The following is an 11,437-nucleotide window of genomic DNA, read 5'->3' as shown; positions in this document are numbered from 1 at the left end:
CCTCCATTTCTCCCAAACACAAAATTAAATAAATAATGGTACGACATTTAAACCAGTCGTTTGCGGCAGATTCATTTGAACATTCATATTTTGAATTGCCTGCCCTGCAGCCCCCTTAACTAAATTGTCAATTACACCAATGATGGTAGCCCGATTTGTCCGTTCATCTACTTTTGCAAACACATCGCAATAGTTCGAACCTTTTACTCGACTAGTTCCAATTGTATCGGCATCGGTAATCACACGAATAAACGGATGTTTTTTATACGTTTCTAGTAAACATTCCGATAAATCTTTTGTAGTTACTCCATTTGTCACCGGTGCGTAGGAAGTCGCTAAAATTCCCCTCGTCATCGGCACTAAATGCGTATTAAATGTAATGGTTGCTTTAACGTTCGTAAACATTTCAATGGCTTGCTCTATTTCCGGAATATGTTGATGTTCATTTATCTTATAAATTGATAAGTTTTCATTCGTTTCACTAAAATGCGTCATTTTTGTTGGTTTATTTCCAGCACCTGATACTCCACTTTTTGCGTCTATCACTAAGAAGGAAGGATCAATTAAACCATTCTTAATTAGCGGAAGGATTGATAAGAGTACCGCAGTCGGATAACAGCCTGGATTTGCTATAAAAGCAGCCTCCTTAATGTTCTTTTCATTCCATTCTGTTAAACCATATACGCTTTTTTCTATAATTTCCGGTGGAGCCGGTTCTTTCTTATACCATTTTTCATAGTCTTGTAGATTTTTTAATCGATAATCTCCAGATAAATCGATTAATTTTGGTCCTCTTCCTACAAGCGGAGGTAAAAGTTTGCTCGTCACTCCACTAGGTGTACTTGCAAAGACAACATCATATTTCATCAAAGTCTCATAATCTATTTTTTGTAAAGGGACATCTTGAATATTCAATAAATGACCAAATTTAGACGAAAATATAACTCCTTCTTCAGAAGAAGTAAACAAGTCCATCCGTTCTACTTCAGGATGATTATGTAAAAACCGAATCAGTTCTAATCCACCATATCCAGTAGCTCCAATGATTGCCACCTTCATCATTCTCACCTCTTCTGTAAGATAATGTATAGTATAAACCTGTATAAATATAAAGTCAAATGTATGTTTATATATTTTCGAAAAATTCTATATAACAAAAAACGAAGGATAATCATTTATTGATAAATGAATTATCCTTCGGTGGATGCATAAATATTACCTTGCTCAACAAATCACATGATGTGTTCTAGCAATTCATTGAATCAATTAATCATCTTCCATCGTCGATAAGTCACCCGTTGGAAGATTTAACTCCCAAGCTTTTAATACGCGGCGCATGATTTTACCGCTTCGAGTTTTCGGAAGTTTATCTTTAAATTCAATTTCCCTCGGTGCTGCATGTGCAGCTAAACCAGTTTTGACAAATTGACGAATTTCTTCTTTTAATTCTTCTGTCGGTTCAACTCCAGGTCGTAGTGCTATAAAGGCTTTAATGATTTCACCGCGAACTGGATCTGGCTTTCCTATAACACCCGCTTCAATAACATCTGGATGTTCTAGCAATTTGCTTTCTACTTCAAATGGTCCAACTCGCTCGCCAGCTGTCATAATTACATCATCGACACGACCTTGGAACCAGAAATATCCATCTTCATCTTTATATGCTGAATCTCCTGAAACATACCATTCTCCATTTAAGAAATATTGTTCATAACGCTCAGGATTTTTCCAAATGGCTCTCATCATGGCAGGCCATCCTTTTCGAATCGCTAAGTTCCCCATCGTATATGGTGGTAGCTCATTTCCTTCATCATCAACAATAGTAGCGTATACACCTGGAATTGGTTTTCCCATGGAACCTGGTTTGATTTCCATGCTTGGATAGTTACAAATCATGTGCCCACCTGTTTCTGTCATCCACCAAGTATCGTGAATACGATGACCTAATTCACTCATACCCCAACGAATGACTTCTGGATTTAATGGTTCTCCTACAGAAAGCACGTGTCGTAATGAAGATAAATCATATTGTTTTAACACGCTTGTACCTGCACCCATTAACATTCTGAATGCTGTTGGTGCACTATACCAGACAGTAACACCATATTCTTCGATAGCTTCATACCATTTTTCAGGACTAAATCTTCCTCCGATGATTACGTTTGTTACACCATTCAACCATGGACCAAAAATACCATAGGCTGTCCCTGTCACCCATCCTGGATCTGCTGTACACCAATAAATATCATCTTCATGCAAATCTAATACCCAACGAGCAGTTTGATATTGTTGAATCATTGCATTATGCACATGCAATACTCCTTTTGGTGCCCCCGTTGATCCAGATGTATAATGTAAAAGCATTCCATCTTCTCGATCTACCCAAACAATATCGAAATGACTGGATGCTTCATCTAATCTTTTATTAAAATCAACGATTTTTTCATTTTCTTCTACTTGTTCCCCAACAAGAAATACTTTTTCTAAATGTGGTAATTCATCTAACGGCACTCGATTTAATAATTCTGGAGTTGTAACAAGTGCCTTTGCTTCACTATTTGATAATCTGTCATATACCGCTCCCTCCATAAATGCTTCAAAGAGCGGACCTACAATTACCCCCAACTTCAAAGCACCAAGCAAAGAAAAATACAATTCTGGAGATCTCGGCATAAAGATAAACAATCGATCCCCTTTTTCAAGGTTTGCATACTCTTTTAACACGTTGGCAGCCTTGTTCGTCATGCGCTTCATATCATAGAATGAGTAGGCTTCTTTACGTTCCCCGTTATTAAAGTAAAGAGCTACTTTGTTTTTTCGATCTGATTCTGCATGACGATCGATTGCTTCGTAAGCAGCATTTAGTTTCCCCGTCGTATACCAACTAAATGCTTTCTCTACTTCCTTCCAATCGAAATTAGCATATGTTTCATCATAGTTTTTTAGATGATAATCCCCGTGAACAACTGCTAATTTCTCAGTCGTTTTCATCCCCATGAAATATCCCCTTTCTTTTTTGATATTTTACATTTTACAACGAATTATTATAATTAGCAAAATATTTTTAACATTTAGTTAATTTGTTTATTTTTCACAAATTTCTGCGTTAATGCACAGAATTTATCATATAATGTTAATAATAGAAAAACGGAGGTGATGCTGATTGCAACATATAAAAAATTATTACAATGCGCAGTTGAAAACGCCTCATGGCACCGTCATCGTCGAAGGACCCATACCGCCAGAAACACTAGAACAATATGAATTTCATGAAAATTTAACTTCTTTTCGTCCTCCACAGGAACAAAAAAGGGCATTAATCGAGATAGCTAAATTAATAGAAGGTAGAATTATTATCGCTCGCAATGAAAATACCGTCATCGGCTATGTCACATATCTTTATCCTGATCCACTTGAGAGATGGTCAGAGGATAAGATTGAAAATATGCTAGAATTGGGAGCAATTGAAGTAATACCATCCTATCGAGGAGCTGGGGTAGGAAAAAAACTATTAGAAGTTTCCTTTATGGGAGATGAAATGGAAGATTACTTAGTTATTACTACAGAATATTATTGGCATTGGGATTTAAAAGGCACAGGACTAAATGTATGGCAATATCGAAATATGATGGAAAATTTAATGAAAACAGTTGGCTTTGAATATTGTGCGACCGATGATCCAGAAATAACATCTCATCCAGCCAATTGTCTAATGGTTCGTATAGGCAAGCGAGTGAATCAAGAATCCATCGAACGATTTGACAGACTTCGATTTAAATATCGATACATGTATTAATTTAGGAGGATAAGTATGATTGTCGAACAAATCATGAAAAGAGATGTGTATGCGCTTACACCAAAAGATACATTAAATGATGCCCTTAAATTGATGAGAGAAAAAAGTATCCGCCACATTCCCATTGTAGATGATGAAGAAAATGTCGTTGGTCTCATTACATCACACGACGTCAAAAATGCATTACCTTCTTGTCTTAAAGAAGAAAATAATCCGACTATTTATGATACACCTATTGAAAAATTTATGGTAAAAGATGTCATCGTTGGTCATCCACTTGATTTTGTTGAGGATGTAGCGATTACATTTTACGAATCAAAAATTAGTTGCCTACCTATAGTTTCTGGAGGGAAGCTTGTAGGTATCGTTACATCTTCGGATTTACTGTATGCTTATATTGAATTAACAGGTGCACATCAGCCTTCATCGAAAATTGATATTCGGTTAAAAGATAAAGTTGGAACATTAGCAGATGTCCTAACACTTATAAAAAAACATCATGCAAATGTGTTAAGCATTTTAGTATTTCCTGATACAGAAAACAATGATAGCCGCATCATTTCAATTCGCATTCGAATGATGAATCCTTTATCAATTATTACTGATTTACGAAACAACGGCTTTGAAGTATTATGGCCTAATGTGCCAGGGGTGAATCTATGAAAAATGCAGTATTTGTATACTCACCAGAACAATTAAGCTACAAGTTTTCTGACAGCCATCCATTTAACCATAAGCGGTTACTGTTAACTATTGATTTACTAAAAAACATTGACGCCTTATCAGATGATGATATCATTCCAGCAAGAGTAGCAACTGATGAAGAACTTGAACTGGTCCATGATCCAAAATATATCGACATCGTAAAAAAAGCAGGACATGGCCTCATAACAGCAGAACAAGCAGAACCATACGGCATTGGAACAGAAGATACCCCGATATTTCCGAACATGCATGAAGCAAGTAGTTTGCTTGTCGGCGGTACATTGCAAGCGGTAGATTATGTAATGCAAGGAAAAAGTAAACATGCTTTAAATCTCGGTGGTGGTTTGCATCATGGTTTTCGTGGAAGAGCAAGTGGCTTTTGTATATACAACGATAGTTCGATTGCAATCCGTTACATACAAGAAAAATATCAAGCTCGCGTTCTTTATGTAGACACAGATGCTCATCATGGTGACGGTGTACAATGGACATTTTATGATGATCCTAGCGTTTGCACATTTTCCATTCACGAGACAGGCAGATATTTATTTCCAGGTACGGGAAATATCAGTGAAAGAGGAAATGGACAAGGTTATGGAACTTCATTTAACTTTCCTCTTGAAGCCTTTACTGAGGATAATAGTTTTTTAATGGTGTACGAAAAAGCTTTAAGGGAAGTCATTGAATATTTTAAACCCGATGTACTTTTTACCCAAAATGGCGCAGATGCCCATTATTTTGATCCTTTAACTCATTTATATGCCTCCATGAAAATATACCGAGAGATTCCGAAACTCGCTCATGAATTGGCTCATGAATATTGTGATGGACGATGGATTGCCGTTGGTGGCGGCGGTTATGACATGTGGCGAGTTGTGCCACGGGCATGGTCACTGATTTGGCTAGAGATGAATGATTACCCCATTCCAACAGGAAAACTGCCTGAAGATTGGTTAAACAAATGGCAAAAAGAGGCGCCGGTGCCGCTCATTCCAACGTGGGAAGACCCAAATCCATTATTTGAACCGATTCCAAGGAAAGCAGAAATAGAAGAAAAAAATGCACAAATGCTCATAAAAGCATTAAATATCATCAGAAGTGAGAAAAAATAGCATTCATATAAGAAAAAGTGTAGACAAAATCATTTGAGACTTTGTCTACACTCTTTTATTTTTTTGATTTTTCTTTCACTGAATCACGTTTTTCAATTCGATAAGGCAAAATAACATTTTGATCTTCTACTTTTTCTTTATTCAAGAATTTCGTTAATAATCTCATTGATACTGCACCGATTTCATATAAAGGTAATGCCACACTTGTTAATTGTGGTCTTACCATACGAGCTAATTTCGAATTTTCAAAACTAATGACCTCAATATCTTCCGGTACTTTTATACCGTGATCTTGTGCAGCATGAATAATTCCAATTGCTAATTCATCACTTCCAGCAAAATAGGCAGTCGGCGGATTTTCGATTTGGTTTAACTCTTTCCATGCTTCCACTCCACCGTCATACGTGCTGTCTTCAGCAACAATTAACGATTCATCCACATCTAATCCAGCATCTTTCAATGCTTTTTTATAAGCTTCTAGCTTATATTTGACGTTGATTGTATAACTTAACGGTCCGCTAACGAATGCAATACGTTTATGTCCATTCGTAATTAACATATTTACCGCTTCATAAGTTGCTTGGAAATAATCGATATTAACTGAAGGTAACTTTTGAGATTCATCAATTGAACCTGCAAGAACAATCGGTACAGGGGAATTTTCCATTGACTGAAGTAATTTCGGTGTAACTGCGTCGCTCATCATTACAATTCCATCAACTTGTTTTCCTAACATTGTGTCAAGCAGTGACAACTCTTTGTCTTCATTTTGGTCAGAGTTGGCCAAAATAATATTGTAGCGATACATCGTTGCAATATCTTCAATCCCTCGAGCTGCTTCAGCATATATATTGTTTGAAATATCAGGTATAATAACTCCTACTGTTGTAGTTTTTTTGCTCGCAAGTCCCCTTGCTACCGCATTAGGACGATATTCAAGACGTTCAATCACTTCAAGCACTTTTTTACGAGTAGAAGGCTTAACATTTTGATTACCATTTACTACTCGTGACACTGTTGCCATTGAAACATTCGCTTCCCGTGCAACATCATAAATTGTAACAGTCAAAGGTTTTCCCTCCTTTTTCATTTTATTATTGTCTTCATAATACGATATTTTGCTTAATTTTTTCAATACAAAGCAAAAGTTCAAAAAAATATAATATTTTAGATATAATACTAGTAAATTATCACCAAATATTCGAGTAAGAAAAAACTACCCAATCTTAGTGATTGGATAGTATAAAACATTAAGCTTTATATTCATATTGTTTCATGAATTTTTGAAGCTCTTCAAAGAATTGGTCAAATTGTTGTAAATCCATTTGTTGTTGTGAATCGGATAATGCTACAGATGGATCTGGATGCACTTCCGCCATAACACCGTCTGCACCAATAGCAATTGCAGCTTTCGCACATGGTAATAATAAATCACGGCGTCCTGTTGAATGTGTAACGTCAACAAATACTGGTAAGTGAGTTTCTTGTTTTAAAATAGGTACTGCAGAAATATCTAATGTGTTACGTGTTGCTTTTTCATAAGTGCGAATTCCACGTTCACATAGCATGATATTTTCATTACCTTTAGACATGATATATTCTGCTGCGTGCACAAATTCATCGATTGTAGCAGCTAATCCACGTTTTAATAATACTGGTTTGTTCGTTTCACCAACTGCTTTTAGCAATTCAAAGTTTTGCATGTTTCGGGCACCGATTTGAATGACATCAACATAATCCAAAGCTTCTTCAATATGAGCAGGTGTGACAATCTCAGTCACTACCGCTAATCCATATTCTTCAGAAATGCGTTTTAAAATTTTTAAACCTTCTAAGCCTAATCCTTGGAAGTCATATGGAGAAGTACGAGGTTTGTAAGCACCCCCTCGGATGAACTTTAATCCTTTAGCTTTAATTGAAGCGGCTACTTGTGCTGTTTGTTCATATGATTCTACTGAACATGGACCGAAGATGAATGTTGGCTCGCCAACTCCAATTTTTTCATTATTAATTTCAATCACTGTATCTTCTGGTTTTTTCTTACGTGACACAAGCAATTCTTTTTTCGTATCTGATTCTAATTGTTTCAAAGCCGTTTTAAAAATTGTTTTAAAGATATAATCAACCGTCATTTGATTTAACGGACCTTTATTATGCTTTTTCAGTAAATCTAACATATGACGTTCACGTAACGGGTCATATCGTGTAACGCCTTGTTTTTCTTTAATTTTACCAATTTCATTTACAATTTCAGCACGTTCGTTAATCAAACGAAGAATCTCTAAATTTAGTTCGTCAATTTGTTGTCGAAGTGCTTCTAATCTTTTTTCACTCATTCCCTAATTCTCCTCCTCCACTTAAATACAACACTTTCAGAAGACTGAAATGTATGTTACATTTTAAGATAATATCCATATTATAATCAAGAAAATTCAGAATGTCACGTTTTTAATTTAACGCTTCAACTCGTTAAAGTATATGAAGATAATAATAGAAAGGAAGCGGTTGCATTGAGTTCCAAAATATTTGCTTTAGATATCGGAACCCGGTCGGTCGTAGGAATTATTTTAGAAGAGGAAAATCACCAGTACCGTGTTGTGGATATACTCATGAAAGAACATAAAGAGCGGGCAATGATTGATGGCCAAATACATAATGTTTTATACGTGGCAGAATTAATAAAAGAATTGAAGTCAGAATTAGAAAAAAAACACGGTCCTTTAACAAAAGTGAACGTTGCTGCAGCAGGGCGTGCACTAAAAACTGAACAAGCTCTTGTGACAATTAATATTAAAAATCGGCCAATTTTTACACAAGAAGATATCAATAGACTTGAATTACAAGCTGTACAACAAGCGCAAGTTCAACTTATTCAGAAACATGAAAAAGATGAAAAAAATCATTATTATTGTGTTGGTTATTCTGTACTTTACTACAAGCTTGATGGGCAAGAAATTGGGAGTCTTTTGGATCAGCAGGGAAATGAAGCGACAGTTGAAGTGATTGCAACATTTTTACCACGAGTAGTAATTGAATCGCTATTTGCTGCATTAAAAAGAGCAGATTTGGAAATGGAGGCATTAACCCTCGAACCAATTGCAGCAATTAATGTCTTAATTCCTCCAACAATGCGTCGATTAAACGTAGCGTTAGTCGATATAGGTGCTGGTACATCGGATATCGCAATTACAAATAATAACACAATTGTGGCCTATGGGATGGTTCCAACAGCTGGTGATGAAATTACTGAAAGTTTGTGCGATCAATATTTACTCGACTTCCCTGTCGCAGAATCTATTAAACGTAAATTACATACAGAAGAAATGATTACGATTCAGGATATATTAGGATTTGAACAAGAAATCCCAAGCGTGGAAATCGTTCAATCGATTGAGCCATCCATAAAACAATTGGCAACTGCCATCGGAAATGAAATATTGCGATTAAATAACCAAATTCCACCAAAAGCTGTTATGCTTATTGGAGGGGGAAGTTTAACACCTAAACTACCTGAAGAACTTTGTAAAATCTTACAATTGCCAGCAAATCGTGTAGCCGTTCGGGATATTAGTGCCATTCAGAACTTAATAAAAGATGAAACCATTGAAGTAAGACCTGATCTTGTAACTCCAATCGGTATTGCGATTGCGGCTAAAAAATCTCCTATACAATATATGTCAGTTAAAGTGAACGATCAGGTTGTTCGACTATTTGAAACGAAAGAAATGACGGTAAGCGATGCTTTTTTAGCTGCGAAGATAAGTGCAAAACATTTATATGGTAAACCAGGACAAGGCATATCCATTACCATCAACGACCGGGATATTTTCATTCCTGGTGAACACGGAAATCCTGCAACGATATTGGTGAATGGTCAAGAAGCTTCAACTAAATCAAAAATTCAAGATGGGGATGAAATTACTATCATCCCTGGAGAAGATGGTAAAGATGCTCATGCTACAATTCGTGATATTATTGACCAAGCATCCACCAAAAAAATCAATTTCAACGAACAAACATATTTTGTTGAACCAATTGTAAAATTAAACGGAGAAAGAGCATCCCTCGATACTCCTATAAAAGACCGAGACCAAATTATCTTTGAACCTATTGAAACAGTACAAGACTTTTTAGAGCATATTAACCGACATGATGTCATCCAATTCCAAACGTTTTTAGTTAAAGTTGACGGTCAACCGGTATATTTACAAAAGTACAGTGGCACATTCTTATTGAATGGTAAACCTGCCAAATTAACGTACCCAATTCAAGATGGGGATGTATTAACGATACAAACCCCAACGACGATGCCAACAGTTCGAGTCGTGTTAGATCAATTAGATATTGCATTAGAAGACTCTATTACAGTAACTTTTCAAAATGAACCATTACAATTGAAAAAAACAAAATATGAAGTTCTCATGAATGGTGTAGTCGTACAGCCAACTACAATTGTGTATAACGGTGCTTCTTTACAATTAGTGAATAAAGATGGTAGCCCTTGGATTTTCCAAGACGTTTTTAAATTCTCAAACTGGCAAATGCCTCCTGATTTTAGAGGACAATTCATTATTCTTAGAAACGGAAATCCAAGTTCTTTTGACACGGAAATTTTTGGTGGCGATATTTTAGAAATTCAATTAATTGAACAACCAGCTATGGGATAACGGCTGGAAGAATGCTAAATTTTAATCTAAATTAAAAAAGCAAATTGAGAAAACTCATCGTTTTCTCAATTTGCTTTTTTCCGCTTAGATAGATGAAGGTCTAGCAACTTCTGAAATATCCATCCCATCATAAACATCATTTAAATTTTCCTCATAAGAAACCGTACCATCATCAATCACTTGTGGCGATTTTACTTTTTTTGCTTTAACTTTATCTACTAATTGAGATGACTGCTCTTTAATTTGACTTGAAAGTTGAACAGTTTTTTCTTTAGCTGTTGATGAAAGAACAAGCCCTTTTTGTCGAATATTAACTGCTTGTTGCGCAACATCACTTCGCAAATCTTTTCCTGTTTTTGGAGCAAGTAGTAATCCTACAGCAGCTCCTACAATTCCTCCAACTAATGCACCGATTACGAAATCTTTCATATTGATTGTTTCCTCCTCTCTAGTTTCATGGACTAGGGATTCTTGAGGTAACTGTTGTTTTTTTACTTCGTTATAATTTGGTTTTTCCCCTGACATACATTTTCCCCCTTTATCTACTTTTTACGGCGTTTATATTTCGTCGTACTCGTATTATCCACTACCTCCACCACTTCTTGTTGGGCTTTTCGCTGTTTCCATTTTTCTGCTATATCCATTGCCACATTGCTCCATTGAACTACTTGAGCAATTTTTTCTTCATTTTTACTTACTTCTCTCGAAATGGATTCAGTAATTTGATTAATCGAGTTATTTAAATTGTTTACTGATACGCCTATATTTTTAACTGCATCTACTACAGAATTCAGCTTTTCTGATTTTTCTGTAATATCAGCAGCTAACGTATTAGTTTTTTCTAATAGAGAAGTCGTTTCACGGGTAATGCCTTCCATTTGTTTTTCAATACCTGCAATGGTACCTGCAATACTTTTTAATATTCCTTTTAATGAGAATAATGTCGCACCAATGCTTATGCAAAGAACTAAGAAAGCGATTGCTGCTACAAGTGCTGAAATATATAGTATCACTTCCATGTTGAAGACCTCCTAGAATGATGAGTTGTTTATATAATTCGACAAAATTTTTATTATTCCTTCTTCTGCTAAAAAAAGGAGCATTGAATTAGCTCCTTTTTTGATATATGAAAAATTTTCGTATCATCTTGAAAGGAA

The 11,437-nt window shown here is 35.8% G+C and carries 10 protein-coding genes; 4 read left to right on the top strand and 6 right to left on the bottom strand.

Going from position 1 to position 11,437, the window contains the following annotated elements; genetic code table 11:
* Positions 1-24 precede the first annotated feature (24 nt).
* Complete coding sequence (argC, locus tag NSQ18_RS12370) at positions 25-1,059, bottom strand: N-acetyl-gamma-glutamyl-phosphate reductase (RefSeq protein WP_016837084.1); 1,035 nt, start codon at positions 1,057-1,059, stop codon at positions 25-27.
* 207 nt (positions 1,060-1,266) lie between these two features.
* The gene (acsA, locus tag NSQ18_RS12365; protein WP_026018963.1) at positions 1,267-2,991 is read right to left on the bottom strand and encodes an acetate--CoA ligase; all 1,725 of its coding nucleotides are present in this window, start codon (positions 2,989-2,991) and stop codon (positions 1,267-1,269) included.
* A gap of 172 nt (positions 2,992-3,163) precedes the next feature.
* On the opposite strand from acsA, the gene NSQ18_RS12360 reads away from it, so the two are divergent.
* Genes NSQ18_RS12360 through NSQ18_RS12350 form a run of 3 tightly spaced genes read left to right on the top strand, consistent with a single transcriptional unit; the run spans position 3,164 to position 5,613 of the window.
* Positions 3,164-3,796, top strand: coding sequence for a GNAT family N-acetyltransferase (locus tag NSQ18_RS12360; protein ID WP_339288222.1), 633 nt, complete (start codon positions 3,164-3,166; stop codon positions 3,794-3,796).
* A 15-nt stretch (positions 3,797-3,811) separates the two neighbouring features.
* Positions 3,812-4,459 (top strand): CBS and ACT domain-containing protein, encoded by a 648-nt coding sequence (locus NSQ18_RS12355; RefSeq protein WP_016837081.1) that lies wholly within the window; start codon positions 3,812-3,814, stop codon positions 4,457-4,459.
* Positions 4,456-5,613 carry an acetoin utilization protein AcuC gene (locus NSQ18_RS12350; RefSeq protein ID WP_016837080.1) on the top strand — a complete coding sequence of 386 codons (1,158 nt, stop codon included), beginning with the start codon at positions 4,456-4,458 and terminating at the stop codon, positions 5,611-5,613. The genes NSQ18_RS12355 and NSQ18_RS12350 overlap by 4 nt, the downstream gene beginning before the upstream one ends.
* Before the next feature lie 55 nt (positions 5,614-5,668).
* Here the strand turns inward: NSQ18_RS12350 and ccpA are convergent, their stop codons facing one another.
* The gene (gene ccpA, locus NSQ18_RS12345) at positions 5,669-6,682 is read right to left on the bottom strand and encodes a catabolite control protein A (RefSeq protein WP_016837079.1); all 1,014 of its coding nucleotides are present in this window, start codon (positions 6,680-6,682) and stop codon (positions 5,669-5,671) included.
* A 181-nt stretch (positions 6,683-6,863) separates the two neighbouring features.
* Positions 6,864-7,949, bottom strand: coding sequence for a bifunctional 3-deoxy-7-phosphoheptulonate synthase/chorismate mutase (locus NSQ18_RS12340; protein WP_016837078.1), 1,086 nt, complete (start codon positions 7,947-7,949; stop codon positions 6,864-6,866).
* Positions 7,950-8,123: 174 nt separating this feature from the next.
* Here NSQ18_RS12340 and NSQ18_RS12335 point away from each other — a divergent pair, with 174 nt between their 5' ends.
* The gene (locus NSQ18_RS12335) at positions 8,124-10,280 is read left to right on the top strand and encodes a cell division protein FtsA (protein ID WP_016837077.1); all 2,157 of its coding nucleotides are present in this window, start codon (positions 8,124-8,126) and stop codon (positions 10,278-10,280) included.
* 84 nt (positions 10,281-10,364) lie between these two features.
* Here NSQ18_RS12335 and NSQ18_RS12330 read toward each other — a convergent pair whose 3' ends face one another.
* Both NSQ18_RS12330 and NSQ18_RS12325 read right to left on the bottom strand, forming a co-directional pair.
* On the bottom strand, positions 10,365-10,805 hold the full coding sequence (locus NSQ18_RS12330) for a YtxH domain-containing protein (protein WP_016837076.1): 441 nt from the start codon (positions 10,803-10,805) through the stop codon (positions 10,365-10,367).
* A 17-nt stretch (positions 10,806-10,822) separates the two neighbouring features.
* Positions 10,823-11,299 (bottom strand): DUF948 domain-containing protein, encoded by a 477-nt coding sequence (locus tag NSQ18_RS12325; RefSeq protein ID WP_016837075.1) that lies wholly within the window; start codon positions 11,297-11,299, stop codon positions 10,823-10,825.
* Positions 11,300-11,437 lie beyond the last annotated feature (138 nt).

The organism is Ureibacillus sp. FSL K6-0786 (genome assembly GCF_037965165.1).
Taxonomy (GTDB): domain Bacteria; phylum Bacillota; class Bacilli; order Bacillales_A; family Planococcaceae; genus Ureibacillus; species Ureibacillus thermosphaericus.
The sequence above is the reverse complement of the archived record's forward strand: the minus strand, read 5'-3'. Positions and strand labels throughout refer to the sequence as shown.